14 protein-coding genes and 4 tRNA genes are annotated in these 20,194 nt (G+C 48.0%); 6 read left to right on the top strand and 12 right to left on the bottom strand.

Going from position 1 to position 20,194, the window contains the following annotated elements; translation table 11 throughout:
* Nucleotides 1-330: 330 nt before the first annotated feature.
* From rpoC to GUA87_RS07755, 12 genes are all read right to left on the bottom strand, one after another.
* Nucleotides 331-4,515: a DNA-directed RNA polymerase subunit beta' gene (gene rpoC, locus GUA87_RS07810; RefSeq protein ID WP_193716004.1), complete on the bottom strand. Its 4,185-nt coding sequence runs from the start codon at nt 4,513-4,515 to the stop codon at nt 331-333.
* Between the two features lie 111 nt (nt 4,516-4,626).
* Complete coding sequence (gene rpoB, locus GUA87_RS07805; protein ID WP_193716998.1) at nt 4,627-8,721, bottom strand: DNA-directed RNA polymerase subunit beta; 4,095 nt, start codon at nt 8,719-8,721, stop codon at nt 4,627-4,629.
* Between the two features lie 277 nt (nt 8,722-8,998).
* Nucleotides 8,999-9,379, bottom strand: a complete 381-nt coding sequence (gene rplL / locus GUA87_RS07800) for a 50S ribosomal protein L7/L12 (RefSeq protein WP_193716003.1) — start codon at nt 9,377-9,379, stop codon at nt 8,999-9,001.
* A gap of 61 nt (nt 9,380-9,440) precedes the next feature.
* The gene (gene rplJ, locus GUA87_RS07795) at nt 9,441-9,950 is read right to left on the bottom strand and encodes a 50S ribosomal protein L10 (RefSeq protein WP_193716002.1); all 510 of its coding nucleotides are present in this window, start codon (nt 9,948-9,950) and stop codon (nt 9,441-9,443) included.
* A gap of 269 nt (nt 9,951-10,219) precedes the next feature.
* A complete protein-coding gene (rplA, locus tag GUA87_RS07790; RefSeq protein ID WP_193716001.1) occupies nt 10,220-10,912 on the bottom strand; it encodes a 50S ribosomal protein L1 in 693 nt (230 codons plus the stop codon).
* Between the two features lie 6 nt (nt 10,913-10,918).
* Complete coding sequence (gene rplK / locus GUA87_RS07785; protein WP_193716000.1) at nt 10,919-11,347, bottom strand: 50S ribosomal protein L11; 429 nt, start codon at nt 11,345-11,347, stop codon at nt 10,919-10,921.
* A 78-nt stretch (nt 11,348-11,425) separates the two neighbouring features.
* Complete coding sequence (gene nusG / locus GUA87_RS07780) at nt 11,426-11,971, bottom strand: transcription termination/antitermination protein NusG (protein WP_193715999.1); 546 nt, start codon at nt 11,969-11,971, stop codon at nt 11,426-11,428.
* 1 nt (nt 11,972) lies between these two features.
* Entirely contained in the window at nt 11,973-12,170 is a 198-nt protein-coding gene (gene secE / locus GUA87_RS07775) for a preprotein translocase subunit SecE (RefSeq protein WP_193715998.1), read from the bottom strand.
* Nucleotides 12,171-12,247: 77 nt separating this feature from the next.
* Nucleotides 12,248-12,323: transfer RNA gene (locus GUA87_RS07770), tRNA-Trp, on the bottom strand.
* Nucleotides 12,324-12,419: 96 nt separating this feature from the next.
* On the bottom strand, nt 12,420-13,610 hold the full coding sequence (gene tuf, locus GUA87_RS07765) for an elongation factor Tu (protein ID WP_193715997.1): 1,191 nt from the start codon (nt 13,608-13,610) through the stop codon (nt 12,420-12,422).
* Nucleotides 13,611-13,716: 106 nt separating this feature from the next.
* Nucleotides 13,717-13,790 (bottom strand) — tRNA-Gly (locus GUA87_RS07760).
* A 43-nt stretch (nt 13,791-13,833) separates the two neighbouring features.
* Nucleotides 13,834-13,918, bottom strand: a tRNA-Tyr gene (locus GUA87_RS07755).
* A gap of 161 nt (nt 13,919-14,079) precedes the next feature.
* Between GUA87_RS07755 and rlmB the strand changes: the two genes are divergently transcribed.
* From rlmB to cueR, 6 genes are all read left to right on the top strand, one after another.
* The gene (gene rlmB, locus GUA87_RS07750; protein WP_193715996.1) at nt 14,080-14,937 is read left to right on the top strand and encodes a 23S rRNA (guanosine(2251)-2'-O)-methyltransferase RlmB; all 858 of its coding nucleotides are present in this window, start codon (nt 14,080-14,082) and stop codon (nt 14,935-14,937) included.
* An 83-nt stretch (nt 14,938-15,020) separates the two neighbouring features.
* Nucleotides 15,021-15,096, top strand: a tRNA-Thr gene (locus GUA87_RS07745).
* Nucleotides 15,097-15,386: 290 nt separating this feature from the next.
* The gene (locus GUA87_RS07740) at nt 15,387-15,800 is read left to right on the top strand and encodes a molybdopterin-dependent oxidoreductase (protein ID WP_227711802.1); all 414 of its coding nucleotides are present in this window, start codon (nt 15,387-15,389) and stop codon (nt 15,798-15,800) included.
* Nucleotides 15,801-15,803: 3 nt separating this feature from the next.
* Nucleotides 15,804-17,243 carry a sensor histidine kinase gene (locus GUA87_RS07735; protein ID WP_193715995.1) on the top strand — a complete coding sequence of 480 codons (1,440 nt, stop codon included), beginning with the start codon at nt 15,804-15,806 and terminating at the stop codon, nt 17,241-17,243.
* A gap of 160 nt (nt 17,244-17,403) precedes the next feature.
* On the top strand, nt 17,404-19,746 hold the full coding sequence (locus GUA87_RS07730; protein ID WP_193715994.1) for a heavy metal translocating P-type ATPase: 2,343 nt from the start codon (nt 17,404-17,406) through the stop codon (nt 19,744-19,746).
* 7 nt (nt 19,747-19,753) lie between these two features.
* Entirely contained in the window at nt 19,754-20,155 is a 402-nt protein-coding gene (gene cueR / locus GUA87_RS07725) for a Cu(I)-responsive transcriptional regulator (protein WP_193715993.1), read from the top strand.
* Nucleotides 20,156-20,194 lie beyond the last annotated feature (39 nt).

Below are 20,194 nucleotides of genomic sequence, written 5' to 3'. Positions count from 1 at the left end.
ACCTAACACGCACGTCTATCTTAAAACACCTGACCACGTGCGGAAAATTGATGAGTTTCATCGGTTGTCAGGAGGGCGCAATATATGAGCGAGCCTTCAAGTCGTCAAGTACAAAAGATACTCACTTCCATACTCTCCCAAAACAGCCGTTTTCCTAGCATTACAAGGTGATAGGATTACCAAAAACCGCACCAAGCCGGTAAGATTATTACTTAATCACCCCGTCTCCCTAGAATCCGAGCAAAAACCAAGAAAAAAGCGGCCTTCCAGATTCTGGAAAACCGCTTTTTGTCTCTGTCTGCGAAGAGGCTTTGAATCGCCTCCTAGAGCTTATTCACTGGCAGGGGCAACACCCTCTTCACCGCCAATCATTTCTACAGGAAATTCTGACGCATCCTGTAATTGACGATCACGTTCCGCAGCAATTCGTTTCATCTGGTTCATCTGAGAGCCCGTGCCCGCTGGGATCAAACGACCCACGATCACATTCTCTTTCAGACCGGTCAGCGTATCTTTCTTACCTGCCACAGCAGCTTCCGTCAAAACGCGTGTTGTTTCCTGGAAGGACGCAGCGGAAATGAAGGAGTTGGTCTGCAAGCTCGCTTTGGTAATACCAAGCAGGATTGGGCTGCCTTCAGCAGGTGCCATTCCTTTTGCTTCCAGTTTTTCATTTTCAGCTTCGAACTCTTCACGATCCACATGCTCACCGAGCAGGAATGTAGACTCACCAGCTCTCTCGATCTCGATTTTCTGGAGCATCTGACGGGAGATCACTTCAATGTGCTTGTCATTGATCTTCACACCCTGCAGACGGTAAACATCCTGAATTTCGTTGATCAGGAAGTTCGCCAGAGCTTCGACACCCAGTACTTTCAGAATATCATGTGGCGCAGGGTTACCATCGAGGAGGTAATCACCAACACGAACATAGTCACCTTCATTCACAGCAAGGTGCTTACCTTTTGGAATGAGATATTCCACTGGCTCCAGATCTGCATTTTCCGGACGAATAGTGACGCGACGTTTGGATTTGTAGTCTTTACCAAACTCAACATAACCATCAGCTTCGGCGATAATTGCGTGATCCTTAGGACGACGTGCTTCAAACAGTTCAGCCACACGCGGCAGACCACCGGTAATATCCTTCGTTTTTGAACCTTCACGAGGGATACGCGCCAGAACGTCACCAGCCTGAACTTTGACACCATCTTCAACAGACAGGATCGCATCAACAGGCAGGAAGTAGCGCGCTTCGTGGCCACTTGCCAGAGTAAGCAACTCGCCTGCTTCGTCACGCAAAGTAATACGTGGACGCAGATCACTGCCTTTTGGCTGAGCTTTCCAGTCTACGACGATCTTACGAGTGATACCTGTTGCTTCGTCAACCTGTTCAACAATGGATGTACCGCTCACCAGGTCTTTGTAGTTCACGACACCTTCGAGTTCCGTGATCACTGGAGTTGTAAATGGATCCCACTGTGCCAACTTGTCGCCCTTGGCAACTTTGTCACCATCATCGATCATCAAAGCCGTACCGTAAGTCAAACGGTGACGCGCACGCTCACGATTGTTTTCGTCAACCAGAACCAGTTCTGAGTTACGACCCATCACAATCAAGTGGCCTTTACTGTTCTTAACAACGTTCCGGTTGTCGATCTTAATGGTTGCATCATGAGACGCTTCAATGGAGGAAACCTCACCTGCACTTGCAGCACCACCAATGTGGAAGGTACGCATAGTTAGCTGTGTACCAGGCTCACCAATTGACTGAGCAGCAATAACACCTACTGCTTCGCCAATATTCACCGGCGTTCCGCGAGCAAGGTCACGACCATAACACGCACCACAGATGCCACCCTTCGTTTCACAAGTCAGAACCGAGCGGATCAGAACCTGTTCAACACCACGATCTTCAGCAAGTTGAGATGTAATCTCGTCGAACATATCGCCGGCTGCAACAATGACTTCACCATTAGCTGGGTCAACCACATCATTCACGGCTGTACGGCCAAGAAGACGTTCACCCAATGGAGAGATAACATCACTGCCTTCAACAATCTCGCGGACAGTTACACCACGCTTAGTACCGCAGTCCACTTCAACAACAACACAGTCCTGAGCAACGTCAACAAGACGACGTGTCAGGTAACCGGAGTTCGCTGTTTTCAGAGCTGTATCCGCTAGCCCCTTACGGGCACCGTGCGTAGAGTTAAAGTACTCAAGAACGGACAGACCTTCTTTAAAGTTGGAGATAATTGGTGTTTCAATAATCTCACCGGAAGGTTTCGCCATCAGACCACGCATACCAGCGAGCTGTTTCATCTGCTGCGCAGAACCACGAGCACCAGAGTGGGCCATCATATACACGGAGTTCACCGCTTTATCACGCCCGTTTTCGTCTTTATGAACAGTTTCAATCACGTTCATCATCTCATCCGCAACGCGATCTGTACATTGTGACCAAGCATCGATCACTTTGTTGTACTTTTCACCCTGGGTGATCAGACCGTCATAATATTGACGTTCATACTCTTCTGCGAGCAAGCGTGTTTCCTCAACCAGTTTGTCTTTGGTTTCTGGAACCTGCATATCGTCCTTACCGAAGGAGATACCAGCACGGCACGCATGGGCGAAACCTAGACCCATCAGACGGTCGGCGAAGATAACAGTCTCTTTCTGACCACAGTGACGATAGACTTCGTCGATCACGCCTGTGATTTCCTTCTTCGTCAAAAGACGGTTAATCAGGTCGAAGTTCACTTTGGAATTTCTTGGTAGAATTTCCTCAATCAACATACGGCCAGGTGTCGTTGTCACAACGCGCATTTCTTCTGTGCCATCTTCGGTGATATGGCGAATGCGTGTTTTAACTTTTGTATGCAATGTAAGCACGTTGTTGTCGATCGCGTGAAGCGCTTCGGCAACATCGGAAATAACCATGCCTTCACCAGGCTCGTTATCTTTATCCAATGTCAGGTAATAGATACCCAGAACAATATCCTGAGAAGGAACAATAATAGGCTTACCGTTCGCAGGGCTGAGGATGTTGTTTGTGGACATCATCAGGACGCGAGCTTCAAGCTGCGCTTCCAGAGACAATGGCACGTGAACCGCCATTTGGTCACCGTCAAAGTCAGCGTTAAACGCAGTACATACCAGAGGGTGAAGCTGAATGGCTTTACCTTCGATAAGTACCGGCTCAAATGCCTGAATGCCAAGGCGGTGGAGAGTTGGCGCACGGTTCAGGAGAACCGGATGCTCACGAATAACTTCGTCAAGAATATCCCAAACTTCTGGGCGTTCCTTCTCAACCAGTTTCTTCGCCATCTTTACTGTTGTTGCCATGCCCTTCAGTTCCAGCTTGGAATAGATGAACGGCTTAAACAGCTCTAGCGCCATTTTCTTCGGCAGGCCACATTGATGTAGTTTCAATTCTGGTCCAACAACAATTACGGAACGACCGGAATAGTCAACACGTTTACCGAGAAGGTTCTGACGGAAACGACCTTGCTTACCTTTCAGCATATCTGAAAGAGATTTCAGAGGACGTTTGTTGGCACCCGTAATAACACGACCGCGACGACCGTTATCGAAGAGAGCGTCCACAGATTCCTGCAGCATACGCTTTTCGTTACGGACAATGATGTCGGGTGCACGAAGTTCAATCAGACGCTTAAGGCGGTTGTTACGGTTGATCACACGGCGGTACAGATCGTTCAGGTCTGACGTCGCGAAACGACCACCATCGAGTGGAACCAGTGGACGAAGTTCAGGTGGGATAACCGGGATAACTTGCAGAACCATCCACTCAGGACGGTTGCCGGAATCAATAAATGCTTCAACCAGCTTAAGACGCTTCGCCAGTTTCTTTGGCTTGGCTTCTGAAGTTGTTGTACGCATTTCTTCGCGGATTTCTTCCTGAATAGCTTCCAAATCCAACGCACCGAGAATATCACGGATCGCTTCAGCACCGATACCGGCGGTGAAAGCGTCTTCACCATACTCGTCCTGTGCATCTAAAAATTCTTCTTCAGAAAGAAGCTGGAACTGTTTCAAAGGAGATAGGCCTGGCTCGATCACGATGTAGTTTTCGAAATACAGAACCCGCTCCAGATCCTTCAACGTCATATCGAGCAGTAAACCGATACGGGAAGGAAGAGATTTCAGGAACCAGATGTGCGCAACTGGTGACGCCAGCTCAATATGAGCCATACGCTCACGGCGCACTTTTGTCAAAGTAACCTCAACACCACATTTTTCACATGTGATGCCGCGATATTTCATACGCTTATACTTACCACAAAGGCATTCGTAATCTTTGATCGGGCCAAAGATACGAGCGCAGAACAGGCCGTCTTTTTCCGGCTTGAACGTACGGTAGTTAATGGTTTCGGGCTTTTTGATTTCCCCGTATGACCAGGAGCGAATACGCTCTGGTGAAGCAATAGAGATTTTAATCTCGTCAAATGCCTGAGTGCCCTGCGGCTGACCGAATAAGTTCATCAAGTCATTCATGGACCAACTCTCCTTTTGAGCTCCGGTTTCCCGGACGGCGCTTCATTAAGCTGCCTAATAATGAATTAAGTCTAGAAAACGGATGCCCCGACGCTGCCGGGGCTTCCTTTATCAATATCCGATCTGCGATAGTTCCACGTTCAGACATAGAGAACGCATCTCTTTGACCAGAACGTTGAAGCTCTCTGGGATGCCAGCCTCGAAAGCATCGTCACCACGTACAATGGCTTCATATACTTTAGTACGGCCAGCGACATCGTCAGATTTCACTGTCAGCATTTCCTGCAAAGTATAAGCAGCACCATAAGCCTGAAGTGCCCATACCTCCATCTCACCGAAGCGCTGTCCACCGAACTGAGCTTTACCGCCCAGTGGCTGCTGCGTAACAAGGCTGTATGGGCCAATGGAACGCGCGTGGATCTTGTCATCGACAAGGTGGTGCAGTTTCAACATGTAGATGTAACCAACAGTAACCTTACGGTCAAATGGCTCACCTGTACGACCATCAATCAGAGTAACCTGACCGGAAGTATCCAGCCCGCCAACTTCGAGAAGACGGTTGATGTCTTCTTCTTTTGCACCATCAAATACTGGCGTTGCAAAAGTGACACCGTTTCTGAGGTTGTCCCCAAGTTCCATCAGCTGGTCACGGTCCATGTCAGACATTTTTTCTTCATACTCTTCATCGCCGTAAACTTCGCGAAGTTTGGCTTTCAGCGCATCAAGTTCGTCTTCACCACGGTTCAGTTTGTTCATCATTTCATTGATTTGAACGCCAATGCCATGACTTGCCCAACCAAGGTGCGTCTCAAGGATCTGACCAACGTTCATACGTGATGGCACACCAAGTGGGTTCAACACGATATCAACTGGTTTACCATCTTCTAGGTAAGGCATGTCTTCTTCAGGCAGAATGCGAGAGATAACACCCTTGTTACCATGACGGCCGGCCATCTTGTCACCAGGCTGAAGCTTACGCTTCACGGCAACAAAGACTTTCACCATTTTCATAACCCCAGGTGGCAGTTCATCTCCACGCTGCAGTTTATCAACTTTATTGTTGAAACGGGCGCTCAAACGACCGATCGCTTCATCATACTGCCTCTTCAACGCTTCAATGTTAAGCATCATCGTATCGTCTTCGACACTTAGCTGCCACCAAACACCGCGGTGTAGTTCCAGAAGTTTCGCAGAGTCGATGACTTCACCGGCGCTAAATTCAGATGGTCCGGAAACAACTTTCTGTCCAACCAACAGGTTTTTCAGGCGGTCGTAAATGGTACGCTCCAGAATGGCACTTTCGTCGTCACGGTCTTTTGCAAGATGCTCAATTTCGTCACGTTCAATCGCCAAAGCACGTTCGTCTTTTTCAACACCATGACGGTTAAAGACACGAACTTCAACAACTGTACCTGCAACACCCGGCGGCAGACGCAGGGATGTATCACGAACATCTGACGCTTTCTCACCAAAAATGGCACGCAGAAGTTTCTCTTCCGGTGTCATTGGGCTTTCACCCTTTGGTGTGATTTTACCAACGAGGATATCGCCAGGCTGAATTTCAGCACCTACATAAACAATACCGGCTTCGTCGAGGTTACCAAGTGCATCTTCACCGACATTTGGAATGTCACGTGTGATCTCTTCCGGACCAAGTTTCGTGTCACGAGCAGCAACTTCAAACTCTTCAATATGGATAGATGTAAAGACATCGTCTTTCACGATCCGTTCAGAGATGAGGATCGAGTCCTCGAAGTTGTAACCGTTCCAAGGCATAAAGGCCACCAGCACGTTCCGACCAAGAGCCAACTCACCGAGATCCGTTGACGGACCATCACAAATGATGTCGCCAGCTTCAATACGGTCACCCACTTTCACAAGAGGACGCTGGTTGATACAAGTGTTCTGGTTCGAACGCTGGAATTTCAGAAGGTTGTAGATATCCACGCCAGACTTGGACAGATCGCCTTCATCAGCGCGGATAACGATACGAGTCGCATCCACCTGATCAACGATACCACCACGTTTGGCAACAGTTGCTACACCAGAGTCGCGTGCCACACGCTCTTCCATACCTGTACCCACAAATGGAGCTTCGGCTTTCAGAAGAGGTACAGCCTGACGCTGCATGTTTGATCCCATCAAAGCACGGTTCGCATCATCGTTTTCAAGGAACGGAATGAGGGACGCACCTACAGATACCAACTGTTTTGGAGACACGTCGATGTAAGTCACATCATCCGGTTTCGCGACAACATATTCACCCTGCGAACGACAACGAACGAAGTCTTCTGTGAAACTTCCCTTGTCATCCAGAGCAGCATTTGCTTGTGAGATAGTGTGTTTGCTCTCTTCCATAGCAGAGAGATACTTTACTTCACCTGTCAGCTTACCGTTATCAACTTTCTGATATGGGCTTTCGATAAAGCCATATTTGTTGACACGCGCGAAAGTAGCCAGAGAGTTGATCAAACCAATGTTCGGACCCTCAGGTGTTTCAATTGGACAAATTCGACCATAGTGAGTTGGGTGAACGTCACGCACCTCAAAGCCGGCACGCTCACGTGTCAAACCACCCGGGCCTAACGCCGAAAGACGGCGCTTATGGGTAATCTCTGACAGTGGGTTGGTCTGGTCCATAAACTGTGACAACTGGCTGGAGCCAAAGAATTCACGAACCGCAGCGGCAGCCGGTTTTGCATTGATCAGATCTTGCGGCATTACTGTGTCAATTTCGACGGAACTCATGCGCTCACGAATGGCACGCTCCATACGAAGAAGACCAATACGATACTGGTTTTCCATCAGTTCGCCAACGGAGCGAACACGACGGTTACCAAGGTTATCGATATCGTCAGTTTCACCGTGACCATCTTTCAGGCGCACCAGTGTCTTGACAACTTCAAGAATGTCATCTTTCCGAAGAACACGAACCGTATCTTCAACATCAAGGTCCAGACGCATATTCATCTTCACACGGCCGACCGCGGAAAGGTCATAACGCTCAGGGTCAAAGAACAAGCCTTCGAAAAGTGCACTTGCGGTTTCTTCGGTTGGCGGCTCACCTGGACGCATTACACGGTAGATATCAATCAGCGCCTGTTCACGGCTAGACGCTTTATCCAGTGCCAACGTGTTGCGGATGTAAGGACCAACATTAACGTTGTCGATATCCAGAGTGGAAATCTCATCGAAACCAGCTGCTTCCAACTGGTCAATCAACTGTTCGGTCAGCTCATCGCCCGCTTCAACGAAAATTTCGCCAGATTCTGGGTTGATCATATCTTCTGCAGCGAAACGGCCGATCAGATCATGATGGCTGACAAGAATTTCTTCCAATCCACCATCAACAAGCTTCTTGCCAAGGCGCGGAGAAATTTTTGTACCGGCTTCAGCAACAACTTTTTCGGTTTTTGCATCAACCAGGTCACGCAGCAAACGGCTTCCTCGAACACGATCCACATTAAATGGTGTGCGCCAGCCTTTTTTGTCCAGCTTATAGTTCACCCGGTTATAGAAGAAATTCAGGATATCTTCATGGGTCATATCCAAGGCTTGCAGCAGTGTTGTAACCGGCATTTTACGGCGGCGGTCAATACGTACATGCACTACGTCCTTGGCATCAAATTCAAAGTCCAGCCACGAGCCGCGATACGGAATGACACGGGCTGCGAACAACAACTTACCGCTGGAGTGTGTTTTCCCTTTGTCATGATCAAAGAACACACCTGGGCTACGATGCATCTGAGAAACGATAACACGCTCTGTACCGTTAATGATGAACGTACCTTTGTCGGTCATGAGCGGCATATCGCCCATGTATACACTTTGTTCTTTAATATCCAGAACAGACTTAGCTTCTGTGTCTGGATCTACCTCAAATACGATCAGACGCAAAGTTGCCTTCAGTGGCGCGGCAAAAGTCATGCTGCGCTGCTGGCATTCTTCTTCGTCATATTTCGGAGGTTCGAACTCGTAAGAAACAAACTCCAGACTTGCAGTGTCTGCAAAATCTTTGATGGGAAACACTGATTTGAAAACGGCCTGAAGGCCTTCATCACCACGCTCATCTGTTGCAACGTCTTGCATCAGGAATGCGTCATAGGAGGTTTTTTGTACCTCGATCAGGTTTGGCATCTCTGTGGCAGCTGTAATTCTACCAAAATCCTTGCGTACGCGTTTACGGCCCGTGAACGACTGCAAAATGCCCATGCGAAATCCCCGTATCTATGTTGTTTAACAACCACGTCGCCCTCAAAATCAAGGGCTAACCAAATTTATTTCCCTGCACCCTTGGCTATAATGAAGGGCAAAGTGAGATAAATTCAACAAATTTCCTGCCGGATTACCCTTCCGAGCCGAGGGATGCGCCTTTAAAATCCCGCCGGATTTACCGCGTTCTTCCGAAAGCGGCTTCGGGGAAGGCAGCAAATGCCACCTTCCCCGATACATTTTCGATCAAAGATCGCTGGTGTAATCAAGCTTATTTCAGCTCAACTGTAGCACCGGCACCTTCGAGCTGTTCTTTAAGCTTCTCAGCTTCGTCTTTAGAAGCACCTTCTTTAACTGGCTTAGGAGCACCTTCAACCAGTTCTTTAGCTTCTTTCAGACCCAAGCCTGTGATAGCGCGAACTTCTTTAATGACGTTGATTTTCTTATCGCCAGCAGAAGCCAGGATAACATCAAATTCGTCTTTTTCAGCAGCGGCGCCAGCGTCACCACCTGCAGCGCCACCAACAGCAGCTACTGCAACTGGAGCAGCAGCGGATACGCCCCATTTGTCTTCAAGCAGTTTTGCGAGTTCTGCAGCTTCCAACACTGTAAGTGCTGAAAGATCTTCGGCAATCTTTTCGAGATCAGCCATTGTACTATTCTCCTCAGGTAAACCGTTAGGTTTAAATAAAATAAGTTTGTGACTTTAACATCTAACCCTGTTCGGCTTTCGCCGACAGGACACGAGCCAGCTGGCTGGCTGGGGCTTGAACAACGCCAGCAACTTTCGTTGCAGGTGCTTGAAGCAATCCAACCAGTTTTCCGCGAAGTTCGTCCAGTGATGGCAGGCTTGCCAGAGACTTAACGCCATCCGCGTCAAGTTCTGTAACGCCCATTGCACCACCGATTACGACCAACTTCTCGTTCGCTTTGGAGTATTCCATAACAATCTTAGGAGCTACTACAGGATCGTCTGAATAGGCGATACCTACAGGGCCTTTAAGCTTGTCTGAAAGCGAACCATAGTCCGTGCCTTCAAGAGCGAGACGTGCAAGCCGATTTTTGGTAACTTTGAAGGTGGCACCCGCTTCACGCATCTTCACACGCATCTCTGTCATCTCGGCCACAGTGAGACCACTGTATTGCGCCACGACAACAACACCTGCGTTGGTGAAGAGATCGTTCATTTCGGTTACCAGAGCTTCCTTTTGTGATCGGTCCACTCGTCGTCTCCAAAAAATGGAATATCCCTTAATCAGAACATTCCGGTTCACAAAAGAGTCTGACTTATGTCAGACCCGTTTTACTGTCCCAGGTCCACCTGAACACCGCATCGCGGCAAATCTTTAGCTTCCCTGTCTATGCGGGCATCTTACGAATTTAAATTCCATCACCGAAGATCTGGAACACCTGCAGTCTTGGACAGCTGTGCCCTCCCGAAGAAAGGCACAGGCTTTGCCACCCTAGGGCGGCAAATCCTTAAAAGCGATGCTTAAATCAGCTCGCTAATTTCGAGTTTAACGCCAGGGCCCATTGTTGAGCTAACAGCAATGCGACGTACATACTGGCCTTTTGCGCCTGATGGCTTAGCTTTCACAACCGCGTCGATGAACGCTTTTGTGTTTTCTTTCAATGCATCAGCAGAGAAGCTCGCTTTACCAACACCGGCATGAATGATACCTGTTTTCTCGGTACGGAATTCAACCTGACCACCTTTGGCAGCCTTAACAGCGTCACCAACATTAGGTGTAACAGTACCAAGTTTCGGGTTTGGCATCAGGCCACGTGGGCCCAGAACTTTACCAAGACGGCCAACGATTGCCATCATGTCTGGTGTCGCAACGCAGCGATCAAAGTCCATGTTACCAGCCTGAATGCTTTCCATCAGGTCTTCGGCACCGACGATATCAGCGCCTGCTTCTTTCGCTTCTTCTGCTTTTGCATCTCGAGCGAACACGGCAACGCGAACGTTTTTGCCTGTACCATTTGGCAGCTGAATAACACCACGAACCATCTGATCAGCGTGACGAGGGTCAACACCAAGGTTCATCGAGATTTCAACAGTTTCGTCGAATTTGGAAGTTGCGTGAGTTTTCACAAGCTCAAGAGCTTCTTCCAGACCATAAAGCTTGTCGCGGTCGATAGCGGACGCCGCAGCCTTTTGACGCTTAGTCAGTTTAGCCATTGTCTATTACCCTTCTACCGCATAGCCCATGGAACGGGCTGAACCTTTAATGATTTCCATAGCAGCATCAATGTCGTTTGCATTGAGGTCTACCATTTTAGCTTCTGCAATTTCACGAACCTGATCGAGAGTAACTGTTGCAGCAACTTCGCGACCTGGCGTGCTACCACCTTTTTTCTGACCCGCAGCTTTTTTCAAGAAGTAAGAAGCTGGTGGTGTTTTGGTGATAAATGTGAAAGAGCGATCCGCATATACGGTGATCAGAGTTGGAACTGGCATGCCGCCTTCCATGCTACCAGTTGCAGCATTAAAAGCTTTACAGAATTCCATAATGTTCACACCCTGCTGACCAAGAGCCGGACCAATAGGAGGTGAAGGATTTGCCTGTCCCGCAGGGACCTGCAACTTGATATAACCTTGAATTTTTTTAGCCATTATATTCCCTAACAATCAAAAGGGGCCGCGGTACAGTTCTGGCCGAACCTCCCGCAACAAAAACACAGTCAAAAAGAACTAACTCTTTTCAACCTGCGAATAATCCAATTCTACAGGCGTAGAACGCCCGAAGATAGAAACAGAAACTTTCAACTTGGCCTTTTCCTCGTCGACTTCCTCTACAGCGCCCATAAAGGTCGCGAAAGGACCGTCACATACACGGACTTCCTCGCCAATCTCGAAAGTGATGGAAGGTTTCGGATGATCGATCCCTTCCTGAACCTGATTAAGAACCGCCATCGCCTCTTTCTCAGAAATCGGCTGAGGCTTGTTCGCGTTCCCCAAAAAACCAGAAACCTTGGGAAGATTCTTCACAAGGTGATATGTCTCGTCATTCATTTCCATGTGGGCAAGGACGTAGCCAGGGAAAAACTTCCGCTCGGTACTCACCTTTTGGCCGCGCCGCACTTCCACAACTTCTTCTACAGGAACCAGCACATCTTCAAATTTGTCAGCCATCCCTTTCAGGATCGCTTGCTCCTTCACAGCCTGCGCGACTTTCTTTTCAAAGCCGGAATACGCGTGAATGATATACCAACGTTTTTTGGCAGTTCGTTCACTCATATTAAGCCCCCAAAGCCAAAATTTGTTTCACGACAAACTGGATGCCGGAATCGACAAGAAAAAAGAACATGGACGCAAGGAACACCATTACGAAAACCATACCCGTCGTCACAAGAGTCTCCTTGCGGGTTGGCCACGTTACCTTAGAAGCTTCCTGCCGCACCTGACGGATAAAAGCGCCTGGAGTTACCTTTGCCATTATGTCCTCAAATTCCAAATAAATTACCCGATAGAAACGGGCGTATACAGGATATTTCACAAGAGATCAAGCAAAGCTGGCAGGAGTGGAGGGGATCGAACCCCCAACCCCCGGTTTTGGAGACCGGTGCTCTACCAATTGAGCTACACTCCTATGCCTTGCTTTGACTATAAAGCCGCCCTGCCCTGCAAGGCGGCTTTACGCCAATTATCTCACTGCAATCAACCTGCAGATAGTGAGTAAGTTACCTTACTCTGTGATGCTGGAAACGACGCCGGCACCAACAGTACGGCCACCTTCGCGGATCGCGAAGCGCAGGCCTTCGTCCATGGCGATTGGAGCAATCAGCTCAACATCCATAGCGATGTTATCGCCAGGCATAACCATTTCTGTACCAGCTGGAAGGGTCACAACACCTGTCACGTCAGTTGTACGGAAGTAGAACTGTGGACGGTAGTTTGTGAAGAATGGCGTGTGACGGCCACCTTCGTCTTTGGTCAGAATGTAGGCTTCTGCCTTGAATTTTGTGTGTGGTGTAATTGTACCTGGGTGCGCCAGAACCTGACCACGCTCAACTTCTTCACGCTTTGTACCGCGAAGCAGAACACCAACGTTATCGCCAGCTTCACCCTGATCGAGCAGCTTGCGGAACATTTCAACACCAGTACATGTTGTCTTAGTTGTTTCTTTGATACCGATGATTTCGATTTCTTCACCAACCTTAACAACGCCGCTTTCAACACGACCTGTTACCACTGTACCACGACCGGAGATAGAGAACACATCCTCGATTGGCATCAGGAATGGCTTGTCAATATCACGCTCTGGAAGCGGAATGTAGTCATCAACAGCTGCCATCAGTTCAAGAATTGCGTTCTTGCCGATTTCGTCATCACGACCTTCAAGAGCTGCAAGTGCAGATCCTTTAACGATCGGAATATCGTCACCTGGGAAGTCGTATTCGCTCAACAGCTCACGAATTTCCATTTCAACAAGCTCAAGAAGCTCTTCGTCGTCAACCTGGTCAACTTTGTTCATGAACACGACAAGCGCCGGAACACCAACCTGACGGGCAAGCAGAATGTGCTCACGTGTCTGTGGCATTGGGCCGTCAGCTGCGGATACCACAAGGATACCACCGTCCATCTGAGCCGCACCTGTGATCATGTTCTTCACATAGTCAGCGTGACCCGGGCAGTCTACGTGCGCATAGTGACGGTTTTCTGTTTCGTACTCAACGTGCGCTGTAGAAATTGTAATACCACGCGCTTTCTCTTCTGGCGCTTTGTCAATCTCATCAAACGCAAAGGCAGCTCCGCCTGATTGCTCTGCTAGTACTTTGGTAATCGCCGCTGTCAGCGTTGTTTTACCATGGTCAACGTGTCCAACCGTACCAATGTTAGCGTGCGGTTTACTACGCTCAAACTTTTCTTTGGCCATAATCCTGTCGTCCTGAACTTAATTTCACACAGCCCAAAGATGCCGAAAGTCAACTTCCGACATCAACAAAATTTTTGGCCAGTATTTAAGCGCTGACCGACGCGATTGGAGCGGGTGAAGGGAATCGAACCCTCGTCGTAAGCTTGGAAGGCTTCTGCTCTACCATTGAGCTACACCCGCGTAAATCCTGCAACGTATCACCCCTACCTGAACAACAGGGTGATGGTGGAGGGAGTTGGATTCGAACCAACGTAGGCATAGCCAGCGGATTTACAGTCCGCCCCTTTTAACCGCTCAGGCATCCCTCCAGACGCCACATTTACCTTCCGAAGTAACCGCAAGGTGTTGCGGCACTATCGAGATTTCGCGAACTAAGTCAACCGAAAAAATTCAAATAATTTCAATTTTTTCTTCGACCCGACAAAATGCCGACTTGTTGCGCGAAGCGAAGCGCAATATAAGCGAGGCTATGAGAACACGCAAGACGCCAAAAGGCCAAAAACCAAATTTTTTTCAGGGCTCCCCAAAACAGGGTGCTCAACATCAGAAAACTGCCAAATCTCGCAAGTCACATCCCGACCGAGATAGCTGGTTATATGGCGATCACGCCGTGCTATCAGCCTTGGCAAACCCGAAACGGAAAATTCAACGCTTTATATGCACTGAAAATAAATTAAAGAGGTTGCTGGAAGAGCACCCGGATCTAATCCTTAATCCGTCTCAGGTCGAGGTTAAGACCGGAGAGGAAATAGCGGATCTGTTGCCGGACAATGCTATCCACCAGAATATCGCTTTAAAAGCAAGCGGACTTCCGGATTATGATATTCTCGACATTGAGAAGATTCAGATTAACGCCGAATATTCTACAGTGGCGATATTGGATCAGGTAACTGACCCACATAATGTCGGTGCCATCCTGCGGTCAGCAGCTGCTTTTGAAATTGACGCCCTGATCCTCCCTGCTCGTCATTCCCCTGAAATCACAGGCGTACTTGCAAGGTCAGCTTCAGGGGCAGTCGAAACAGTTCCAATCCTGCGGGTCAACAATCTGTCCCGCGCAATGGATCAGCTTGCTGAACTTGGCTACTGGAGAATCGGACTGGACGGGCACGCAGACAAAGATCTTGAAGGTGCCATTCAGTCTGCACAGAAAATCGCCCTGGTGCTCGGATCGGAAGGAAAAGGTCTAAGAAGATTGACAGCAGAGAAATGTGATCTGATGGGAAAATTGCCAATTAGCCCAAAAATCGAGAGCCTGAACGTGTCAAACGCCGCGGCGATTTCCTTCTATGAAGTTGCTAAATTGCGATCAAAATCAATAAGTTAATACTTCACCGAAAAAAAAGTTTGGGTTTTTTGAATTTTTTACTTGCCGAATGACGAGACCCTGACTATTTTCCGCGCCACGACGCCGCTATAGCTCAGTTGGTAGAGCAGTTGATTTGTAATCATCAGGTCCCGGGTTCGACTCCTGGTGGCGGCACCACATAAGCCCTTTGAAGGAAACTTCAGAGGGCTTATCTGTTTTCAGGACCATATTCGCCAATCCTAATAATTTTCTAATTTATACTGTCCCTGACATAACAATCTTGTTATACCGCGGATAAGAAAATAATAATAAATTGCAGTCATGATATCTGCACAAGTATTCAGTCTGACAGGTCTATTGGGAGCCCTTTCATGTACAAGTTCGCTAACGCAATAATAAGCGCCGTGACGCTCACCCTACTCTTCACCTTCAATTCACACGCTATGGATAAACCCGAGGGATCCGTAATGTTAAAGGTCAGTGGCGCTATCTCGGTAACAAATTCAGCAGATAAAAAAGCTCATTTTGATCTGAAGATGCTGGAGGGATTCCCAAAAACCACAATCAAAACAGAAACGCCTTGGCTCGACGGTGAAACCGTATTCGAAGGCGTATTGTTGAGAGAAATTGTAAATTTCGTAAAAGGGAATGGCACACAGATCAAAGCGGTTGCGTTAAATGATTACGCCGTTGACATTCCGTTTGAAGATTTTCAGAAATATGACGTCATTGTTGCTTACAAAAGTAATGGCAAGTACATGAGCATCCGCGACAAAGGGCCACTTTGGATTATTTATCCGTGGAGCCAAAACGAAGAACTAAAGGTCGAAACCTACCACAGCAGATCTATTTGGCAGTTATCCGAACTGGAAATTAGATAAGTAATGCTGCGTCGGCCGAAACTACTCTATTATGCCTTTGCGATTGCCGTCATTGTTATGGCGGCCTCCGCCTATTGGATGATACGTGGTGTCGTGGAGGAAAGCCAAAGAATTGAGAGCTTCACCCGCGATTCCATTGTCGGTCTCACTTCTCATTCCAACAAAGAGTTGTTCAGCCTTATTGATACCCTTTACCAATTACGCCTTGGTCGTAAAGGGGTTAGTCAGAGCGATTTGATTATCAAATATGACATCTTCTGGAGTCGCATCACAACTCTGACATCAGGAAATGTAGGTAGAAACCTCTCTGAAATTGATGGGGTTCCTGAATTACTGTCTGTTGTAAAACAGGTCCTGACTGAGACTGAGGGAGATATTACCAATCTCGATGTCTCAGACCATGAAACAATTGACCGTTTGATCGCGGACTTTAAATCATTAGTCGCCCCGCTCAACGCGCTAAGATTGAAGACAGTTCATCGAACCAATGTCAGTAATCTGGAATTATTCAACAGTATCGACGAGGTAGATCTCTGGTCGAAAATTCTCTTACCAAGTATGTTGTTGAGTGGCTTTATCGTTGCCATCATCTTCTATCGTGATCGCAAGGCGCTTAATGACTTAACTCTATCCTTAGAGCAAAGAGTTGAGGAGCGCACTCAAGAACTCCTTGATACGAATGCCTCCTTAAAAGCGGAAATGGACGAACGGAAACTTCTGGAAGAAAAACTCGTTCAATCCCAAAAAATGGAAGTTGTCGGTCAGCTTACGGGCGGCATTGCCCATGACTTCAATAACCTTCTCGCAGTTATTCAAGGAAACGCAGAACTTCTTGAAATCAAAGCAGATGATAAGGTCAATAAGTTTCTCCGCCCTATCCTTAGAGCAACTGAGCGTGGCGGAGAACTCACTCAAAGGCTGCTTGCATTTTCCAGGCAACAACCGCTCAATACCCGCGCAGTTGATCTTTATGAGTTGGCAAGTGATCTCAAGCAGCTTTTGCACCGAGCCATGCGAGCAGAAAATGACATCCGCATAGAGGTTCACAATGACTTGTGGTCAGCACTGGGCGATGCGGGTCAAATTGAAAACGCCATTCTAAATCTTGCAATCAATGCGGATCATGCCATGCCAAGAGGAGGGACTTTGACAATAACCCTCTCCAACTGTGTGCTTTCTGACATAGACCTCGTACACAATGAAGATGCAAAGCCGGGTGACTTTGTGATGCTATCCATCACGGATACAGGCGCGGGAATGGATGAAGAGACAATGCTACATGCGTTTGAGCCCTTCTTCACAACTAAAGAAGTGGGCAAAGGGTCTGGCCTCGGGCTTTCAATGGTGTACGGTTTTGTCCGCCAGTCAAATGGCCACGTATCAATTGAAAGTGAAGTTGGTAAAGGAACAACTGTTCGCTTGTACCTTCCGCGCGCCCGTTAGCTCCTCCAACTGAAATACCAATCAACATCTCGAACTGTTTGCAGCCTTTAATAGGGCTCAAGTTGACTATCACTCATGCTGAAAAAATGAACCTTGACCTTCCAGTAACTGGAAGCCCTATATGATCTATTAATCGGAATTTTTTATAAGGTTGAAGATTATGACGGCGGAAACAAGTTGCTGCGGATCATCAGGGCAGAACGATCAAAGCAAGACGGCCATTGATCCTGTATGCGGGATGAATGTGGACACGACAGCAGGCAAGCCATTCTTCGACTATATGGAAGAGACCTACCATTTTTGTAGCACTGGCTGCCGAAATAAATTTGAAACTGATCCGGAGTTTTATCTCACCGGTGCCAATAAGCGAAAAGTGGATTACGCGCCAAAGGATGTTAAATACACATGCCCCATGCACCCGGAAATCATTGAAGATAAGCTGGTAGACTGCCCCTTGTGCGGCATGGCATTGGAACCCATGGGTGCCCCCATGGATGGCCCGAACCCAGAACTTGTCGATTTCACGCGGCGGTTTTGGATTTCGATCGGCCTCACTGTCCCCATCCTTGCTCTCACAATGCTGCCGATGATTGGTATTCCGTTACGTGACTGGCTTGGGGAGCGTATTTCCGCTTACCTTGAACTGCTGTTTGCAGCGCCTATTGTCCTATGGGCCGCAAAGCCCTTTTTCGTGCGCGGATACGGCTCCATCATCAATAAAAGCCCTAATATGTGGACGTTGATTGCAATCGGTGTCGGTGTGGCTTTCATTTACAGTACAGTCGCGACACTTTTTCCCGGCATTTTTCCACCAGAATTTCAACTGCAATCAGGTGCGGTGCCCGTTTACTTTGAATCCGCTGCGGTCATCATCACGCTGGTTTTCTTAGGGCAGATTATGGAATTAAAGGCGAGAGAACGCACAGGGGAAGCCATCAAAGCTCTGATGGGGCTTACACCTGAAACAGCAATGAGGATTAACGACAACGGCACAGAGAGAGAAGTTCCGTTGGAAAATATCTTGCCTGGCGACCGTGTCAGAATTCGCCCGGGTGAACGGATCCCCGTTGATGGCCATATTCTTGAAGGGTCATCAGATATTGACGAAAGCCTGGTTTCAGGTGAACCCTTGCCTGTTTCGAAAACCGCCGGGGCAAGGGTAACTGGCGGCACACTAAACGGAAGTGGCGGCTTTGTCATGATGACCGATCAAATCGGCACTCAGACAATGCTCGGCCAAATCGTCGAAATGGTCTCAACAGCTCAACGGTCACGGGCACCCATTCAGGCCATAGCTGACAAAGTTGCAGCCTATTTCGTACCTGCCGTTGTAGGTATCGCCATTTTGTCCTTTGTCATTTGGTCAATCTTTGGCCCGGATCCACGCTTTATCTTTGCCCTGCTCTCTTCGGTTTCCGTCCTCATCATCGCCTGCCCTTGCGCCCTTGGTCTTGCAACACCGATGTCCATCACTACAGCAGCAGGCCGTGGCGCTGAACATGGGATTTTGATCAAGGATGCCAACGCACTTGAAAAGATGAACAGTGTCAACGCGATTGTGATTGATAAAACCGGAACCTTGACCGAAGGTAAACCGACCGTCTCGGACATTCATTTATTTTCCGGCACGGCACAAGAGGATGCTCTAGTAATGACGGCAAGCCTGGAGAAGGGTTCTGAACACCCTCTCGCCAAAGCCATATTGAAAAAGGCCGAAGTGGAGAAAATCACTCTGGCTGAAGTTGAGAACTTTAAAAGCGTTAGCGGTAAAGGCATTAGCGGAGTAATTGGAAGTAAAATCGTACTGGTTGGAAATAGCCGGTTTATGACAGAGAATGATATTGATCTATCCCAAACAACTGATCTTTTGAAGCGTTTCAATCAGGCAGGACAAGCCCATATTTATCTGGCATGCGACGGTCAGCTTACAGCCATATTTGCGATTACTGATCCGATTAAGGAAACTGCCAAAAAAGTCGTAGCGAACCTTAAATCAAGGAATGTAAGGATAGTCATGGCCACTGGTGACCAGAAAGCGGTCGCGGAAAGGGTCGCTTTAGAGCTTGGAATTGATGAGGTACATGCCGAATGCTTACCAGCTGAAAAGCTAACCCTGGTTGACAGCCTTAAAAAAGAAGGCTTTGTCGTTGCTGTTGCCGGTGATGGTGTGAATGATGCCCCTGCTCTCGCCAAAGGTGATGTGGGTATCGCCATGGGAACGGGTTCTGACGTGAGTATGGAAAGCGCGGGGATTACGCTTCTCCATGGCGATATCACTGGTATCGATCGGGCTTTCCGGCTTGCAGAAGGTTGTATTTCCAACATCAGACAAAATCTGATTCTTGCATTCGGATATAATGCGCTCTGCGTTCCGATTGCCGCCGGTATTCTTTATCCCGTTACGGGTACATTGTTGTCACCAATGATTGCAGCGGCAGCAATGTCCCTCTCCTCAGTATCAGTCATCGCGAATGCACTTCGCCTTAAGAAATTGAAATTATAGGTGCGACATGAATATTGGTACCGCAGCCACAAAATCTGGCCTGACTGCCAAAACAATCCGTTATTACGAAGATATCGGACTGGTTACGCCGGCCCGATCAGAAAACGGATATCGTGATTATTCTGAAGAACATGTTCATTATTTGAACTTTATTCAAAGATCGCGAAGCCTTGGATTTTCAATCGATGAATGTCGCGCACTCCTCTCCCTTTACAATGATCGCGCGCGGAGCAGCTCTGAAGTAAAGAAACTGGCGCTTCACAAAATTGAAGATATCGAACACAAAATTGCGGGACTGACCTCTATGAAAAATATGCTCATAGATCTTGCTGGAAAATGCCACGGAGATGATCGCCCTGACTGTCCAATTCTTGACAATATTGCGGGGGATCATAAGGTCGGCAAATAACATGAAGATGCAATTTCAAAACCGCAAGATTTGTCAATT

The sequence above is a fragment of the Sneathiella sp. P13V-1 genome (assembly GCF_015143595.1).
In the GTDB taxonomy this organism is placed as follows: domain Bacteria; phylum Pseudomonadota; class Alphaproteobacteria; order Sneathiellales; family Sneathiellaceae; genus Sneathiella.
The sequence above is the reverse complement of the archived record's forward strand: the minus strand, read 5'-3'. Positions and strand labels throughout refer to the sequence as shown.

Excerpts from the sequence above, each read along its gene's own strand:
- rpoC (WP_193716004.1), bottom strand. The coding sequence starts at position 4,515 with ATGAATGACTTGATGAACTTATTCGGTCAGCCGCAGGGCACTCAGGCA.
- rplL (WP_193716003.1), bottom strand. The coding sequence starts at position 9,379 with ATGGCTGATCTCGAAAAGATTGCCGAAGATCTTTCAGCACTTACAGTG.
- rplA (WP_193716001.1), bottom strand. The coding sequence starts at position 10,912 with ATGGCTAAACTGACTAAGCGTCAAAAGGCTGCGGCGTCCGCTATCGAC.
- rplK (WP_193716000.1), bottom strand. The coding sequence starts at position 11,347 with ATGGCTAAAAAAATTCAAGGTTATATCAAGTTGCAGGTCCCTGCGGGA.
- nusG (WP_193715999.1), bottom strand. The coding sequence starts at position 11,971 with ATGAGTGAACGAACTGCCAAAAAACGTTGGTATATCATTCACGCGTAT.
- secE (WP_193715998.1), bottom strand. The coding sequence starts at position 12,170 with ATGGCAAAGGTAACTCCAGGCGCTTTTATCCGTCAGGTGCGGCAGGAA.
- tuf (WP_193715997.1), bottom strand. The coding sequence starts at position 13,610 with ATGGCCAAAGAAAAGTTTGAGCGTAGTAAACCGCACGCTAACATTGGT.
- rlmB (WP_193715996.1), top strand. The coding sequence starts at position 14,080 with ATGAGAACACGCAAGACGCCAAAAGGCCAAAAACCAAATTTTTTTCAG.
- GUA87_RS07740 (WP_227711802.1), top strand. The coding sequence starts at position 15,387 with ATGTTAAAGGTCAGTGGCGCTATCTCGGTAACAAATTCAGCAGATAAA.
- GUA87_RS07735 (WP_193715995.1), top strand. The coding sequence starts at position 15,804 with ATGCTGCGTCGGCCGAAACTACTCTATTATGCCTTTGCGATTGCCGTC.
- GUA87_RS07730 (WP_193715994.1), top strand. The coding sequence starts at position 17,404 with ATGACGGCGGAAACAAGTTGCTGCGGATCATCAGGGCAGAACGATCAA.
- cueR (WP_193715993.1), top strand. The coding sequence starts at position 19,754 with ATGAATATTGGTACCGCAGCCACAAAATCTGGCCTGACTGCCAAAACA.